This is a genomic window from Luteimonas flava (assembly GCF_036584485.1).
Lineage (GTDB): Bacteria > Pseudomonadota > Gammaproteobacteria > Xanthomonadales > Xanthomonadaceae > Luteimonas > Luteimonas flava.
In genome coordinates this window covers 58,805-74,281 of record NZ_JAZHBM010000002.1, presented here as the reverse complement: position 1 = coordinate 74,281, position 15,477 = coordinate 58,805, and the positions used below count along the sequence as shown (strand labels likewise).

Sequence of the window (15,477 nt, the reverse complement as noted above, 5' to 3'; positions counted from 1 at the left end):
TCGCCCATGGCCCATGCCGCCGGCTCCGCGCTGCGTACGCTGGCAGGCCTGTGCCTGTCGGCGGCGTGCGCCGCGCCCGCGTTCGCATCGGCCGACGTGCCGGGCCAGACGCTTCTGATGGATCTCAAGCGCTCGGAAATCGGCTTCAGCCTCAAGACGCGCTGGGGCCAGCAGCTCGAAGGCCGCTTCGACGACTGGCGTGGCGACATCACCGTGCTGGCCGATGGCCGCCACCAGGTGCGGCTGATCCTGGACGCGGACAGCGTCGAGATCATCGACAGCCGCGCCTACACGCGCATCACCCGCGGGCCGGGCGTCTTCGACGTCGCGCGCTATCCCGAGGTGCGTTTCGTGTCCGATCCTTTCCCGTCCACGCTGGCACGCGACGGCGGCGAGATGACCGGCATCCTGAGCATCCGCGGCGTGCAGCGCCGGGAGACCTTCCGGATCAGCCCGTCGCAGTGCGCGCGCCCGGGCCTCGACTGCGATGTGATCGGCGAAGGCGATGTCCGCCGCAGCCAGTACGCGATGGACCGCTGGGGCTACGCGCTGGCCGACCAGGTGCGATTCACGCTGCGGATCCGCGCGCTGGAATCCCGCTGATGCACGCCGTCACCCGCATCCTGCTGCTGGCGCTGACGCTGGCGACCGCGGCCTGCACGTCGCTGTCGCCGGCCAAACGCGATGCCGCCGCGCACATCGCGGTCGAAGCGCGCTCCACCGAAGTGCTGTGCGATCGCGCCGATGCCTGCGCGGCGCCGTCGCCGCTGCGCGATCTGGGCACCCGGGCGGTGGCGCGCAGCACGCCGGCAGCCCCGCAGCATTACGCGCTGCTGCTGGAATACGGTCAGGACGCGTTGCTGGCGCGCCTGGATCTGATCCGCGGCGCGCAGCGCACGATCGACGTGCAGACCTACATCTTCGACGAGGACGACGCCGGCCATCTGGTGCTCGAGGAACTGCTGTCGGCCGCGCGTCGCGGCGTGCAGGTGCGGCTGCTGGTCGACCAGCTGTCGGCACTGCGCACCGTGGAGACGCTGTCGGCGCTGGCCGGCGCGCACACCAACTTCGAGATGCGCATCTACAACCCGGTGCTGGGCCGGGCGCGCATCAGTTATCCGCAGTACGCGCTGGCCGCGGCCTGCTGCTGGCGGCGGCTCAACCAGCGCATGCACAGCAAGGCGCTGCTGATCGACGGCGTGGTCGGCATCACCGGCGGCCGCAACTACCAGGACGACTACTTCGACTGGAGCGACAGCTTCAATTTCCGCGATCGCGACGTCCTGATCGCGGGGCCCGTGGTCGAGGCGATGGAGGAGAACTTCGTTGCGTTCTGGCACGCGCCGTTGAGCACACCAGTCGAGCAGCTGGGCGACGTCGGCCGGCATCTGCTGCGCAGCGGCGTGCCGCCGGTGTCGTTCCAGGAATACCAGCGCCCGCAGCGCGTAGCCGCGATCCTCGAAGATGCCGGCGACGGGGCGCTCGTGCGCCAGCGCCTGGTCGATGCCGCGCTGCCGGTCGGGCCGGTCGAGTTCATCGGCGACCTCCCAGCCAAGCACCGGCGCAATCGCGAGGCGGCCAAGGCCGCCATCGCCGCGACGCCGCGGCTGCGCGAACTGATCGAATCGGCGCAGGACGAAGTGCTGCTGCAGACGCCGTATCTGGTGCTGTCGAAACCGGCCGAGCAGATGTTCTTCGACCTGCACGCGCAGCCCGACGCGCCGCAGGTCGTCGTGTCGACCAACAGCCTGGCCGCGACCGATTCGTTCATCACCTACGCGCTGTCGTACAAGTACAAGCGCCGGCACCTGCGCGATTTCGGTTTCCATATCTACGAGTACAAACCGTTCCCGGAAGACGCGCCGATCGATCTCGAGGTCACCGGCGCCGTCGGCATCTCGTGGAACGCCGACGGCAGCGTGAACCTCGACGAGAGCGGCACCGAGGGCGCGGCGACGACGCGTGAGGACGTGATCGCGGCGCGTCCCGCGAGCGCCGCGCCGCTGACGCGCGAGTATTCGGCGCTGCGGTATGCGGGCATCGGCGTGAACCGGCGCGTGCCGCTCAACCGCACGGGCCTGCGCATGGGGCTGCACGCGAAATCGCTGGTGGTCGACGAGCGCATCGGCGTGGTCGGCACGCACAACTTCGATCCACGCGGCGACAACCTCAATACCGAGAGCGCCGTGGTCATCGACGATGCGCGCTTCGCGCAGCGGCTGGCCGCGAGCATCCGCCGCGACATGTCGCCGGAGAATTCGTGGACGATCGCGCGGCGCGATCCGCCGCCGGTGTTCTCGGGCGTCGACTATTCGATGGCCAAGGTCTCCGAGCGCTTGCCGATCTTCGATCTGTGGCCGACGCGCTATGCGACCAGCTTTGAATTCCAGCCCGGGCCCGACTGCCCGGCGCCGTTGCCGCCGGATGCCCCGGGTTTCCGCGAGTGCTATGTCGCGGTCGGCGACTTCCCGGAAGTGAGCCTCGGCTTCCGCAGCCTGCTGACGCGGATCTTCACAGCATTCGGCGCGGGGCTCGTACCGATTCTCTGAGACGCGCCCGGCGCGTCCCACGGTCGGCGCGGCGACGACGGGGTCGCTGCGCACCACACGCCCCACGGATCGCGTGCCGCCTCGATGAGGGGGCACGTCTCGCCCTCTGCTTCGTCGACTGGACGTCCTGACGGCCACGCGGGCGCGCGCCTGCGCTGCACGGTCACGTTCTGCGATGTCCAGCCGTCCTAGTCGCAACGGACGGTGGAACCGAGAAAAAATGAACGCAGGATTAATGGTTTCGATGAATTCGCGGGATATGACTTCTTGCACGTGGTGTTATCGAACAGTGGTGTTGTAGTCTACCAACACACCGAAGCACAACGACCCCGAGGACACCGCCATGCAGACCCAGACCACTCCCGCCGCCCGCAACGCCAGCGCCGCACTCGTCCGCCCGTTCGGCCTCGGCTACGGCCGCAGCAGCAGCTACGGCGCCCCGCGCAGCTATAGCAGCGCACCGGCGCCCGCCCGCTTCCGCGTCGCCTGATCCGTCCATCCACTTCGCCTCTCTCCAGGAATCCCGCCATGTCCCGTATGCACGCCATCGTCCACGCCGCCGCCCACCTCGCGCCGCCCGTCGCTTTTCGCCAGGCCCGTCTGTTCGGCCTCGGCTACGGCCGCAGCAGCGGTTACGGCACGCCCCGCAGCTACGCCGCCGAATCGGTCCCCGCCCGCTTCCGCGTCGCCTGATCCCCGCTCGACCCACCAGGAGTTCCGCCATGTCCCGCATGCACGCCATCGTCGACGCCGCCGCCCATCTCGCGCCGTCGGTTGCACCGCGCCCCACCCGCGAACCCGGCACCGGTTACGGCGCCAGCAGCAGCTACGGCGCCCCGCGCAGCTACGTCACCCACACCAGTCCTTCGCGCTTCCGCATCGCCTGATCCTCCGATCAGCTCCGGCGCCTGAAGCGTTCCCCCGATCCTCAGGAGTTCCGCCATGTTCCGCATCCACACCCTCCGCGCCACCGACGCGTCCGTTCCGCTCCCGGCCTGCATCGCCCCGCCTGCGCGCTTCCATGCCCAGGTCCGCGCTGCGCGCAGCCACGCCGACAGCCCGTTCCGCTACGAAGTTCGCGACAGCGCCATGCCGACGCGTTTCCACATCGTCTGATCCGCATCGATCCCCCGCGACCGGTACGCGCGCCATCGCGACGCGCCATTCCGCCGGTCGCGCTGCGCGGCGGCCCGCAACGGCCTAAGCTGCCGGGTTTCCCCCGGAGCCTTCCCCGCATGTTCCGCAGCGATACCTCGCTCGACCAGCTCAACGCGATGTCCGCCGATACGGCGATTGCCGCGCTGGGCATCGTCTTCACCGAAATCGGCCCGGACTTCCTGCGCGCGACGATGCCCGTCGACAGCCGCACCCATCAGCCGTTCGGACTTCTGCATGGCGGCGCGTCCGCATTGCTGGCCGAGACCCTCGGCAGCAGCGCCGGCGGCCTGTCCGCGCCCGAGGGTTGCGGCGTCGTCGGCATCGAGATCAACGCCAATCATCTGCGCGGCGTGCGCGCCGGCATCGTGACCGGCACCGCGCGTCCGCTGCATGTCGGACGCAGCACCCAGGTGTGGGAGATCCGCGTCGAAGATGCGGCCGGCAAGCTGGTGTGCATCTCGCGGCTGACGCTCGCGGTGGTGCCGAAACCGTGAGCGCGCATTCTGCAACCTGCGGCGCGTGGCAGGCGTTCCTCGAACGCGTTCCACGCCGCGCAGGCCCATGTTTGGGTATCGTGCACCGATGAGTTCTTCTTCCGTTCGCGCCGACGCCGGCGACACGCCGGCGCGCGTGTTGCGTTACTGCGTGCGCGTGCCGGTGCTGCTGTGGCACCTGTGCATCCATCTGCCGATCCTGCTGCTGTCGATGCTGCCGCCGATCGGCCGGCGCCGGCTGCGCAGTGGCGAACGCGTCGACCACCGCATGATCCGCTGGTGGCAGGGCGGACTGATGTGGATCTTCGGTTTCCGCCTGCATCGCAGCGGCACGCCGTTGCCGGGTGCGGTGCTGTTTGTCGCCAATCACGTGAGCTGGGTCGACATCGTCGCGCTGCACAGCCAGCGCATGGTCGGCTTCGTGGCCAAGCGCGAGATCGCCGGCTGGCCGGTGGTGGGCTGGCTGGCCGCGCGCGGCGAGACGATCTTCCACCAGCGCGGCAGCACCGAATCGCTGGGCGGCGTGCTCGAGGAAATGGTCACGCGGCTGCGGGAAGGACGGCCGGTCGCGGTGTTTCCCGAAGGGCGCACGCGCGGCGGTGATGCGGTCGGCCCGTTCCACGCGCGCATCTTCCTGGCGGCGGTGGAGACCAATGTGGCGGTGCAGCCGGTGGCGCTGCGTTACGGGCGGCACGCATCGGCGCAGCGCATCGTCGCCTTCGGCCCGCGCGAATCCTTCTTCGCCAATTTCATCCGTCTGCTCGGCGAGCCCGCGCGCGATGCCGAGGTCGCGTTTCTCGAACCGATCCTGCCGGCCAATGCGGAAGGCCGCCGGCATCTGGCCGAGGTCTCGCGCGAGCGCATCGTCGCGGCGCTGGACGCACGCGATTGAAGCGGCTGCGTCCGTCGCCGGAGACGGATGCGGGCGGCCTCGCCGCGGAGGGCATGCGCGTGGGCGGCAGCGAGTACGCGCCGCCTTTCTGGCTGCGCAATCCGCATCTGCAGACGGCGCTCGGCAGCAGCCAGTGGCGGCGGCGACGCGGCGCGCAGGCACTCGCCGCGACCGGTGCGGTGACGACCGAACATCTCGTCGACGGCGGCGAAGGCGTGCGCCTGCACGGCCTGCACAGCGTGGTGCCCGACCGCGCGCCGCGCGGCCTCGTGCTGCTGCTGCACGGCTGGGAAGGCAGCAGTGAATCGAGCTACATGCGCCAGACCGCGGCGCAGATGCTGGCGCTCGGCTATGCGGTGTTCCGGCTGAATTTCCGCGACCACGGCGACAGCCACCACCTCAACGAAGCGATCTTCCACTCCAACCGCATCGACGAGGTGGTGCATGCGGCGGTCGACATCGCCGCGCGCTTCGATCCGCGGCCGATGCTCGCGGCCGGCTATTCGCTGGGCGGCAACTTCGCGCTGCGGCTCGCGCTGCGCGCGCCGGCCGCCGGTCTGCAACTGGCTGGCATCGCCGCGGTCTGTCCGGTCATCGACCCGGCGCGCACGATGCTGCAGATGGAGGTCGCGCACCACCAGCTGTACTTGCGGCACTTCGAGCGCACCTGGCGGGCCTCACTGCGGCGCAAGCGCGACCTGTTTCCCGATCATCTGGACGTCGACGACGCCACACTGAGCCTGGGCCTGCGCGACCTCACCGACTGGCTGGTGCGCACGCATACCGAGTTCGGCACGCTCGACGACTACTTCGACGGTTACTCGGTCGCTGGCGACCGACTGTCGTCGCTACAGGTGCCGGTCGATATCCTGATGGCGGCGGACGACCCGGTGATTCCGCTCGACGCCTTCCACGCCCTCGCGCTGCCGGCGCATGCGCGGCTGGAGATCAGCCGTTGGGGCGGGCATTGCGGCTTCCTGCTCGACCGGCATCTCGATGGCTTCGCCGAACGCTGGGTCGCCGCGCGTCTGGATGTGCACGCGGACGCGGCGCGGACCGCGTCTGAGCGCACACGGTTGGCGACGGCGGTGCATGCGGGTGCGGGTGCGCAGAGCGGTTGAATTGTGCGTATCGGTTGGGCGGGCTACGCGCTTTGCGGGTTGTGATCACGCCGCTTCGTCCAGAGCACTCGGCTTCGGGCGCGTCGTCTTTTCGTCTCCGTCGGGCGCACGGCGCCGTTGCGTCGTCCCGGCCAGTCTTGGAACGAAGATCAAGATGGGCCCCAGCCTGCGCTGGGGCGACGGGGTGCGGTGTCCGTGCGCATCAGCGGTTGCTCGCGCGCGTCGTTGCGTCCGGCACCTGTGATCCGCGCTTCGAACCCGCCCCACCCCGCCCGCTACAATGCCCGGCCTTGCCTTTGGTCGGCTTCGCGCCCGGATATCCAGCATGTCGCAACAGATCTACCAAGCCCTGCGCCGCGGCGCGAATGCAGAAGCCGCCACGCTCGCCCGCCAGGCGCTGGCCGAGGGACACAAGGACACCGACACGCTGAGCGCCGCCGCGCTCGCGTTCCGTGCGACCGGTGATCGCGAGACCGCGCTGTCGACGATCGACGCCGCCATCGCGCAGATGCCCGACGACGCGGAACTGCATTTCCTGCGCGCCGGCATGCTGCTCGACACGCGCGACCTCGGCGGCGCGCAGGCCGCGCTCGCGCAGACCGTCGCGCTCGATCCGAACCAGTTCGGCGCGTACGTGGTGCAGGCGCAGATGGCGATCGGCCGCAACGATCTCGACGAAGCCGAGCGCCAGACCAAACTCGCCGCACGCGTCGCGCCCGAGCATCCGTGGACGCTGATGCTCGAAGGCGTGCTGGCCTCGCGCCGCAACGACCACGATCGCGCACTGACGCTGCTGTCGGCGGCATCGAAGGGCGCGCCGGACGATCTGCAGGTGATCAGTGCGCTCGGCTTCGCGTATCTCGCCAAGGGCCACTTCGCGTTCGCCGAGCAATCGTTCCGCCGCCTGATCGAGAAGACCGGTCAGGTGCAGCTGCGCGGCCTGCTCGCGCAGATCGTGCTGCAGCAGGGACGTCCGGCCGAAGCGGCCGACGAACTCGCCGTGCTGCTGGCCGATCCCGCGCACGCGACGCCGTCGCTGCAGGCCTTCGCCGGCGAGCTCGAGCTGCAGGCGAAGCGCTTCGATCGCGCCAAGCCGTTGCTGCAGGCCGCGTTCGCCGCGCATCCCGATTCGCACCGCGCGACCAACGGCCTGCTGCTGTTGTGGGAAGCAACCGGCAACACCGAAGAGACGCAGGCCACGCTCGACGCCGCGCTCGAAAAATCACCGGAGCTGGATCACCTGTGGGTGGCGCGTCTGGCAATGGAAGGGTTCGGCAGCGAAGCGGCGACCGCGATCATCGCGCGCTGGAACGCGGCGCGTCCCGATCATCTGCCGGCCCTGCAGGCGCAGCTCGCGCTGGAATCGGGCACCGGCGCGCACGAGGCATCGGAAGCGACCGCGCGCAGGATCACCGCGCTGCAGCCCGGCCACGGCAACGCCAACCAGCTGCTGTTCAACCGCCTGCTGGATCGCGATCCCGCCGCGGCCGTCACCTTCGTCGAAAGCCTGCTGCCGGCGGCCAGCCCGCAGGCGCGCCTGATGCTGCGCCGCTGGATCGGCACGGCGCAGGACGCGGCGGATCGTCCGGCCGACGCGATCGCGACGTGGCTCGGCCTCAACGTCGAGGAAACGGCGCAGGTCGGTGACCCGCCCGTGCCCACCGCCGCGCCGGCGAGCTGGCCCGAGCGCGCGACCGTCGAAGGCCCGCGTGCACCCGCGGTGTTCCTCTACGGCGCGCCCGGCGCGCAGGTCGATCGCATCGCGAACGTGCTGCAGCGCGCGTTGCCCGAATTCCGCGCCGACCGCTTCTCGACCGCGGTCCAGGATCCGTTCCAGGACACCAACGTGCCGGCGCGTCTGGCGGAGGGCGTGTTCACCGCCGAACAGGTCGCCGCCGGCTGGCTGTCGCAGCTGCCCGCGCGTGGCATCGGCGCCAACGGCGCGGTCATCGACTGGATTCCGTTCTGGGACAACGCCTGGCTGCTGGCGCTGCGCCCGCAGCTGCCGCAGGCGCGTCTGCTGTTCGCGCTGCGCGATCCGCGCGACATGCTGCTGGAGTGGTTCGCGTACGGCGCGCCGATGGCGTTGCGCATCACCGATGTCGACAGCGCCGCGCAGTGGCTGGCCGCGCATCTGTCGCAGATCGCCGACGTGATCGAGCAGGACCTGTTCCCGCACACCGTCGTGCGCACCGATGCGCCGGGCGAGGATCTCGAACGTCTGGCCGCGCGCTTCGCCGAAGCCCTCGGCGTGCCCGCGTTCCCGACGCCGCCGCGCGAACTGCTGGGTCCCGACCGCATTCCGGCCGGGCGCTGGCTCGCCTACCGAGATGCACTGGCGGGCCCGTTCGCCGCACTGACGCCGGTTGCAGTGCGCCTGGGCTACCGTCAGGACTGATCCTTTCCGAGCGGAGACACCATGCGACTCCACAGCGACAGTTTCGAGCAGGGCCAGCCGATCGCGGCGACGTTCGCCGTCGGCGCGCCCGACGGCTTCGGCGGCAACCGCAACCCGCATCTCGCCTGGGACGACGTGCCGGCGGGCACGCGTTCGTTCGCGCTGCTGTGCCTCGATCCCGACGCGCCGACCGATCCGTCACTGGCGGGCAAGGACGGCGTCGAGATTCCGGTCGAACACCCGCGCGGCACCTTCGTGCACTGGGCGGTCGTCGATCTGCCGGCCGATCTGCGCACGATCGCCGAGGGCAGCGCCAGCGATGGCGTGACCAAGGGCGGCAAGCGCAATCCGCCGGGCCCGGACGGCGCGCGCCAAGGCCTCAACGACTACACCGGCTGGTTCGCCGGCGATCCAGACCTGGCCGGCGACTGGTTCGGCTACGACGGCCCGTATCCGCCGCCGAACGACCTACGCACGCACCGCTATTTCTTCCGCCTGTTCGCGCTCGACGTCGCCACGCTCGACGTGCCCGAGCGCTTCACCGCCAACGACGTGCTGCGCGCGGTGCAGGGCCATGTGCTGGCCGAAACCACGACCTGGGGCAGCTATGCGCTGCATCCGGAGGCTGCGAAGCCCTGACGGTCTCGGGACGCGACCGGTCGGGTCGCGCTCGGCACTCAAGAGCCCCTCTCCCACCGGGAGAGGGTTGGGGTGAGGGCCGCAGATCGCGTGATCCCGACATCGCGCGCAGCAGATGATTCAACGCGCCGGGCGCACCGCGTCAGCGCCCTACGCTCTCCGACTCCACCACCATGTCCAGCACGTACGCCTGCGATGGCGCATCGGCCGGCGGATTGACCACGTCGAAGCGCTGCACGCGCACGACGTTGCGCACGCCGTCCTCGAAGGTGAAGCCCTCGATGTCCTGATAGAGCGGTGTCCATTCGGCATCGCCCGGCGAGCGCACGCCTTCGTCGTCGTACTGCACCTCGCGCGTCTGCAGGCAGCGCTGTTCGGGAATCAGCGGATGGCTGCAGGCGACGCGCTCGGGCGCGATCTCCAGGAACACGGTCTCGCCTTCACCGCCGTAGCGCGTGGCCGGCGTGGGCACGCCCTCGAACACGAGCACGTCGCCATTCTCGAGCTGCAGCGTCAGCCGCGGCGGCTCGCCGCCGGTCAGCGCGAGGCGATGCGCGCCGGGCAGGCGCTGGCCGATCTCGCGCTCGCGCGCGGTCAGCTGCGCATCGGCGCAGGCCATCATCGTGGAGATCACCTGGTCGACCGTCAGGCGGTCGTCGTCGAGCGCGACATTCGCGCCCATGTGGTTACAGGCGTTCGACACGCGCAGACCGCCGTCGGCGAAATCCAGCTGCAGCGCTTCGCCGTCGCCATCGAGCAGGGTGTCGATGCGCGCGCCACCGCTGCTGGTCGCGTCGACCAGACGCCAGTGGTAGGCCTCGAGCGTCTTCGCATGATCGGCGGGCGCGGCATCGGGAATCGCGTCGGCAGCGGCCTGGCTGGGCGCCGTGGCGGCGCCTTCCGGCGGCGTGGAGCCGCCACAGGCGGCCAGGGCGAGCGGCAACAGCAACATCAGGGGGCGGCGCATCGGGCGTCTCCTCGGTGCTCAAGGGGCCGGGCAGCTTAACGGGCGGGCCCGGAACGCCCCGTGTGCGCGATGTGCATCGAATCCGTCCGGCGATGTCGATTTCCGGTGCGCCGGGACGTCGTTCCAACGACACCGCCAGCCGGCGGCCCTTCGAGGACACTGCGATGCGTATCGATCCCTACCTGTACTTCGACGGCACCTGCGCCGACGCGTTCAAGGCCTACGCCGCGCTGCTGGGCAGCGAACCGGTGCTGATGCCCTATGGCGACGCCCCGCCCTGCCCCGGCAGCGACGCCGCCGCGCCCGAACGGATCATGTATGCCCATCTCCCCATCGGTGCGCAGTTCCTGATGGCGTCCGACGTGCCGCCGGGCACGCCATTGCCGGCCGCGCCGCATGCATTCGTCAATCTGGGCGTGGACAGCGACGCGGAGGCCGAGCGCATCTTCGCCGCGCTGTCGGACGGCGGCGAGGTGCGTGCGCCGATGGGCGAGACCTTCTTCGCGCACCGCTTCGGCATGGTCGTCGACCGTTTCGGCACCGGCTGGATGGTGATGCGCTCCAAGCAGGGCTGCTGAATCTCCACGTCGTCCACATCACAGGAGCACCGCCATGACCCGTCCCCAGATCTACGTGAATCTCCCGGTCGAAGACCTCGACCGCAGCGTGCGTTTCTTCACCGCGCTCGGTTTCCGGTTCAATCCGCAGTTCACGGACGAGAACGCGACCGCGATGATCATCGGCGACGACAGCTTCGTCATGCTGCTGGTCAAGCCGTTCTTCCAGAGCTTCACCAAACTGCCGCTGCCGCCACCGGGCCACGTCGGCGCGATCATCGCGCTGTCGCAGCCCGACCGCGCCGCGGTCGACGCGATCGTCGCCAAGGCGCGCGCCGCAGGCGGCACGGTAACGGCCGAACCGGTCGATCACGGCTTCATGTACCAGCACGGCTTCGCCGATCCCGACGACCATCTGTGGGAGGTCATGCACATGGACATGGCCGCGTTCCCGACGGAATGAGCGCGCGAACGTGCACGCCGCCGCCGACCACCGTCCATGTCCGGCGCACCGTGCGCCGCAGTGCGGCTTGCCCCGTTGCGCGCGCAGTGCTGTCATCGCCGCCCATGGACACGGCCACCCTGCACCGCACGATCGAAACGCTCTGGCGCGAGGAGGTGCCGAAGATCATCGGCGGCCTGATGCGCGTGGTGCGCGATCTCGATCTCGCCGAGGAGCTGGCGCAGGACGCACTGGTCGCCGCGCTCGAACGCTGGCCGCGCGACGGCCTGCCCGACAATCCGGGCGCGTGGCTGATGACCACCGCGCGTAACCGCGGCATCGACCGCCTGCGTCGCGGCCAGCGCCTCGACGCGCACCACGCCGAACTCGCCCGCGAGATCGAGCAGGCGCAGCGCGAATCGGACGCGCGCGCGCAGGACGCGCTCGACGACGTCATCGGCGACGACGTGTTGCGGCTGATGTTCGTCGCCTGCCATCCGGCGCTGACCGTCGAATCGCAGGTCGCGCTGACGCTGCGCCTGATCGGCGGCCTGACCACCGACGAGATCGCACGCGCGTTTCTGGTGCCCGAGGCGACGATCGCGCAGCGCATCGTGCGCGCCAAGAAGACCATCGCGAACGCCGGCACGCCGTTCGAAGTGCCGCAGCGCGCGGACCTCCCGGCGCGGCTGTCGGCGGTGCTGCACGTGCTGTATCTGGTGTTCAACGAAGGCCATGCGGCGAGCAGCGGCGACGACTGGGCGCGCCCCGATCTGTGCGCAGAAGCGCTGCGGCTGACACGGGTGCTGGCGGCGCTGATGCCGCGCGAGGCCGAGGTGCACGCGCTCGCCGCGTTGATGGCGCTGCAGGCCTCGCGGCTCGATGCACGCACAGACGCCGACGGGCATCCGGTGCTGTTGCCCGACCAGGACCGCACGCGCTGGGATCGCGGCTCGATCGATGCGGGGCTCGCGGCACTGGCGCAGGCGCAGACCGCGCGCGGGACCGCGTCGCCCGGCGGCTACGAACTGCAGGCCGCGATCGCCGCCTGCCATGCGCTGGCGCCGACCGCGGACGGCACCGACTGGGCGCGCATCGCGGCGCTGTATGGACAGCTGCTCGCGCTGACGGGCTCGCCGGTGGTCGCGCTCAACCGCGCGGTCGCGATCGGCATGGCGGCCGGGCCTGCGGCCGCGTTGCCACTGGTCGATGCCTTGGCCGGCGACGCCACGCTGGCCGATTACCACCTGCTGCCGGGCGTGCGCGGCGATCTGCTGGCGAAACTCGGGCGGCATGCGGATGCGGCGGATGCGTTCGAACGCGCGGCCTGCCTGGCGCGCAATCCGCGCGAGCGGGAGTGGCTCGGTGCGCGTGCGGCGGAATGTCGGGCGCGACACAACGACTGATGCGCTGCGCTCGAGTCCTCCCCCCCATTTACGGGGGAGGGTTGGGAGGGGCAATCGGTCAGAGTCGGCGATATCGGAATCGAGCCATAGATCAGCAGGCCGCTCGAATCATTTCGACGCGCTCGGAACCTTCGCCCCCACCCAACCCTCCCCCGCCTGCGGGGGAGGGCTTGAGAGCAGTCAGTTCACTGCGCCGACGAACTCAGTCCCGCAGATGCACCGGCGACCGTCGGGGCCATGCCGCGAGCAGCGCCCACAGCCCGCCGACACCGGCGACCCACGTCGCCACCGGCAGGCCGACGAAACTCGGACCGCCCGCTTCCAGCGCGTACAGCACCGCGGCGACGATCAGCAGACCGACGCCGAGGATCGCGGCGACCATGCGTTTCTGCATGCCCTGCATCGTCGCGGTCAGCGCAGCGAGGTCGTCGGAGCGCATGCGCAGTTCGTGGCGGCCTTCGACCTGCTGCTTGAGCCAGCCGTGCAGCAGGCGCGGCATGTCGGGCGCCTGGGTGATCAGTTCCGGCAGGCGGTCGCGGAATTCGCGGCCCAGACGCTGCGGGCTGTAACGCTCGACGAGGATGCGTTCGAGCACCGGACGCGCGACCGCCCAGATGTCGAGCTTCGGGTCGAGCAGGCGACCGATGCCCTCGATGCTCAACAGCGTCTTCTGCAGCAGGATCAGCTGCGGCTGCAACGTGAGCTGGTAGCGCTGCGCGGTGCGGAACAGTTTGCCGAGCACTTCGCCGAGCGAGATTTCCGACAGCGGCCGGGTGAAATAGGGCTCGCACACCGAGCGCACGGCGGCTTCGAGTTCGTCGATGCGGATGTGGGCGGGCATCCAGCCGGCCTGGATGTGCAGCTCGGCGATGCGCCGGTAATCCTGGCGGAAGATCGCCATGAAGTTCTCGGCGAGGTAGTACTGATCCTCGCGCGAGAGCTGGCCCATGATCCCGAAATCCAGCGCGATGAAACGCGGATTGGTCTTGCGGTCCGGATCGACCCAGATGTTGCCGGCGTGCGCATCGGCGTGGAAGAAGTTGTCGCGGAACACCTGCGTGTAGAACACGCGCACACCCTTGGCCGCGAGCGCCTTGCGGTCGATGCCTGCGGCGTCGAGGGCGGCGATGTCGTCGCTGGGAATGCCGTGCACACGTTCGAGCGTGAGCACGCGCTGCGTGGTGCGCTCCCACACCGGCGCCGGCACGTAGAGATCCTGCGAACCGGTCCAGAACCGGCGCAGCACCGACGCGTTCGCGCCTTCGCGCTGCAGGTCGAGTTCGGCGGCCAGGGTGTTCTCGATCTCGGCCACGACTTCGCGCGGACGGATCTTGTCGGCATTGGGATGCGTGCGGTCGACCAGCGCGGCGAGGTTCTTCAGCAGCGCGATGTCGGCGGCGATCTGTTTTTCGATCGTCGGCCTCAGCACCTTGACCACGACTTCGCGACGCGGATTGCGGTCGTCGGCCGGCAGCGTCGCCGCGTGCACCTGGGCGATCGACGCCGATGCCAGCGGTGTGGTGTCGAAGGCCTCGTAAGCCTGCGCGATCGGCATGCCGAGTTCGCGCTCGATGATCGCCTGCGCCTGCGCGCCGTCGAAGGGCAGCACGCGGTCCTGCAGCAGGGCGAGATCGTCGACGATGTCCGGCGGCACCAGATCGCGGCGGGTCGACAGGATCTGTCCGAACTTGACGAAGATCGGTCCGAGCTCCTGCAGCGCCAGACGCAGCCGCGCACCGCGCGACTGCACCGCGATGTCGGCCGAGGCGCGCGGCACGAACGGGCGCGCGAGCTTGAGCCAGCGCTCCGCCGGCGTGTCGTTGAGCAGATCGTCGAGACGGTAGCGCAGCAGCACACGGCCGATACGCGAGGCGCGCAGCAGACCCTTCATGCAGCCGGCCCGCGCGACAGACGCGAGACGCGCGCCGCGAGTCGCTCGACGTCGTCGCGCAACACGTCGACGTCGTCATTGAACGCTTCGAGCTCGTCGCGGCCGAGCACGTCGCGCGATTCCTCGGTCACGTACTCCACCGCGCTTTCGGTCAACGTGCGGCCGAGGCCCTGTGCCTGCTGCAGCGCACTGGCGAATGCGTTCGCGACCTGCACGCCGATCACCTCGCCGAAGACGGCGACGAACGGCTTCTGCCAGTCGGGATCGAAGCGCCCTGCGAGCTTCTGCAGGCGTCGCGCGAGTTCGGCATCGCCCGAGACGCGGACCTTGCCGATCGGCGGCGCGTCGTCGCGGCGCAGGAACGGCAGCTGCGAGAGTACGCCGGCAATCGTCGTGCGCACCGCGAGATCGGGTTCGACGGCGTCGTCGACCGGACCGACGCGCAGGCGCTCACCGTCGACGCGCAGTTCCAGCGCGATCGGCGGCGAGGCGAGGGTCAGCGCGATGCGCTGTCCGTCGAGTCCGGCGAGCGCGGTGCGCGTGTCGGCATCGAGTGCGAGCGCCTGGTTGAGCGCGGTTTCCAGCGCGCGTCCGGCGATCGGCTTGAGCGCCGCGAAAGGAGAGGGAAGGAATCCGGCCATGGCCGCATTGTAGCGGCCGATGCGGTGGCGCCACGCGCAATGCGCACGGGAGATCGCCAGGTGCGACGGGCTGCGCGCGCCCAAAAGAAAACGCCCGCCGGAAGGCGGGCGTTTCAGATCACGTATCGGGCTGGGACGTTACGGTCCGCGGCCACGCAGCATCGAGATCACGGCCAGGATCAGGAACACGACAAACAGGATCCAGGCGATGTTGGTGGCGGCGCCGGCGACACCAGTGAAGCCGAGGACACCGGCAATGATGGCGACGACAAGAAAAATGACTGCATAACGAAGCATGGGTGGTCTCCTGATTCCCGTGAGC

The 15,477-nt window shown here is 69.9% G+C and carries 18 protein-coding genes; 14 read left to right on the top strand and 4 right to left on the bottom strand.

Going from position 1 to position 15,477, the window contains the following annotated elements:
* Window positions 1-6 precede the first annotated feature (6 nt).
* From V3391_RS07365 to V3391_RS07315, 11 genes are all read left to right on the top strand, one after another.
* Window positions 7-603, top strand: coding sequence for a YceI family protein (locus V3391_RS07365; protein ID WP_332077792.1), 597 nt, complete (start codon window positions 7-9; stop codon window positions 601-603).
* Entirely contained in the window at window positions 603-2,549 is a 1,947-nt protein-coding gene (locus V3391_RS07360; protein ID WP_332077791.1) for a phospholipase D family protein, read from the top strand. The genes V3391_RS07365 and V3391_RS07360 overlap by 1 nt, the downstream gene beginning before the upstream one ends.
* 343 nt (window positions 2,550-2,892) lie before the next feature.
* Entirely contained in the window at window positions 2,893-3,039 is a 147-nt protein-coding gene (locus tag V3391_RS07355) for a hypothetical protein (RefSeq protein WP_332077790.1), read from the top strand.
* Window positions 3,040-3,077: 38 nt separating this feature from the next.
* Complete coding sequence (locus V3391_RS07350) at window positions 3,078-3,242, top strand: hypothetical protein (RefSeq protein WP_332077789.1); 165 nt, start codon at window positions 3,078-3,080, stop codon at window positions 3,240-3,242.
* 29 nt (window positions 3,243-3,271) lie between these two features.
* Window positions 3,272-3,436: a hypothetical protein gene (locus V3391_RS07345; RefSeq protein ID WP_332077788.1), complete on the top strand. Its 165-nt coding sequence runs from the start codon at window positions 3,272-3,274 to the stop codon at window positions 3,434-3,436.
* A gap of 55 nt (window positions 3,437-3,491) precedes the next feature.
* The gene (locus V3391_RS07340) at window positions 3,492-3,665 is read left to right on the top strand and encodes a hypothetical protein (protein ID WP_332077787.1); all 174 of its coding nucleotides are present in this window, start codon (window positions 3,492-3,494) and stop codon (window positions 3,663-3,665) included.
* A 119-nt stretch (window positions 3,666-3,784) separates the two neighbouring features.
* Entirely contained in the window at window positions 3,785-4,201 is a 417-nt protein-coding gene (locus V3391_RS07335; RefSeq protein ID WP_332077786.1) for a hotdog fold thioesterase, read from the top strand.
* 88 nt (window positions 4,202-4,289) lie between these two features.
* On the top strand, window positions 4,290-5,093 hold the full coding sequence (locus V3391_RS07330; protein WP_332077785.1) for a lysophospholipid acyltransferase family protein: 804 nt from the start codon (window positions 4,290-4,292) through the stop codon (window positions 5,091-5,093).
* 59 nt (window positions 5,094-5,152) lie between these two features.
* The gene (locus tag V3391_RS07325) at window positions 5,153-6,214 is read left to right on the top strand and encodes a YheT family hydrolase (protein WP_332078708.1); all 1,062 of its coding nucleotides are present in this window, start codon (window positions 5,153-5,155) and stop codon (window positions 6,212-6,214) included.
* Window positions 6,215-6,539: 325 nt separating this feature from the next.
* Window positions 6,540-8,612: a tetratricopeptide repeat protein gene (locus tag V3391_RS07320; protein ID WP_332077784.1), complete on the top strand. Its 2,073-nt coding sequence runs from the start codon at window positions 6,540-6,542 to the stop codon at window positions 8,610-8,612.
* A 21-nt stretch (window positions 8,613-8,633) separates the two neighbouring features.
* Window positions 8,634-9,251: a YbhB/YbcL family Raf kinase inhibitor-like protein gene (locus tag V3391_RS07315; protein ID WP_332077783.1), complete on the top strand. Its 618-nt coding sequence runs from the start codon at window positions 8,634-8,636 to the stop codon at window positions 9,249-9,251.
* Window positions 9,252-9,393: 142 nt separating this feature from the next.
* On the opposite strand, the gene V3391_RS07310 is transcribed toward V3391_RS07315, so the two are convergent.
* Entirely contained in the window at window positions 9,394-10,218 is an 825-nt protein-coding gene (locus tag V3391_RS07310) for an META and DUF4377 domain-containing protein (RefSeq protein ID WP_332077782.1), read from the bottom strand.
* Window positions 10,219-10,382: 164 nt separating this feature from the next.
* Here V3391_RS07310 and V3391_RS07305 point away from each other — a divergent pair, with 164 nt between their 5' ends.
* The 3 genes from V3391_RS07305 to V3391_RS07295 all read left to right on the top strand — a co-directional run bounded on the left by V3391_RS07305 (window position 10,383) and on the right by V3391_RS07295 (window position 12,623).
* Window positions 10,383-10,796: a VOC family protein gene (locus tag V3391_RS07305; RefSeq protein ID WP_332077781.1), complete on the top strand. Its 414-nt coding sequence runs from the start codon at window positions 10,383-10,385 to the stop codon at window positions 10,794-10,796.
* A 34-nt stretch (window positions 10,797-10,830) separates the two neighbouring features.
* The gene (locus tag V3391_RS07300) at window positions 10,831-11,238 is read left to right on the top strand and encodes a VOC family protein (RefSeq protein ID WP_332077780.1); all 408 of its coding nucleotides are present in this window, start codon (window positions 10,831-10,833) and stop codon (window positions 11,236-11,238) included.
* 104 nt (window positions 11,239-11,342) lie between these two features.
* Window positions 11,343-12,623, top strand: a complete 1,281-nt coding sequence (locus V3391_RS07295; protein WP_332077779.1) for an RNA polymerase sigma factor — start codon at window positions 11,343-11,345, stop codon at window positions 12,621-12,623.
* A 202-nt stretch (window positions 12,624-12,825) separates the two neighbouring features.
* Here the strand turns inward: V3391_RS07295 and ubiB are convergent, their stop codons facing one another.
* The 3 genes from ubiB to V3391_RS07280 all read right to left on the bottom strand — a co-directional run bounded on the left by ubiB (window position 12,826) and on the right by V3391_RS07280 (window position 15,452).
* A complete protein-coding gene (gene ubiB / locus V3391_RS07290) occupies window positions 12,826-14,514 on the bottom strand; it encodes a ubiquinone biosynthesis regulatory protein kinase UbiB (RefSeq protein WP_332077778.1) in 1,689 nt (562 codons plus the stop codon).
* Entirely contained in the window at window positions 14,511-15,155 is a 645-nt protein-coding gene (locus V3391_RS07285) for a ubiquinone biosynthesis accessory factor UbiJ (protein WP_232136666.1), read from the bottom strand. Before V3391_RS07285 ends, ubiB begins: the two co-directional genes overlap by 4 nt.
* Window positions 15,156-15,293: 138 nt before the next feature.
* The gene (locus tag V3391_RS07280; protein ID WP_332077777.1) at window positions 15,294-15,452 is read right to left on the bottom strand and encodes a DUF1328 domain-containing protein; all 159 of its coding nucleotides are present in this window, start codon (window positions 15,450-15,452) and stop codon (window positions 15,294-15,296) included.
* Window positions 15,453-15,477 lie beyond the last annotated feature (25 nt).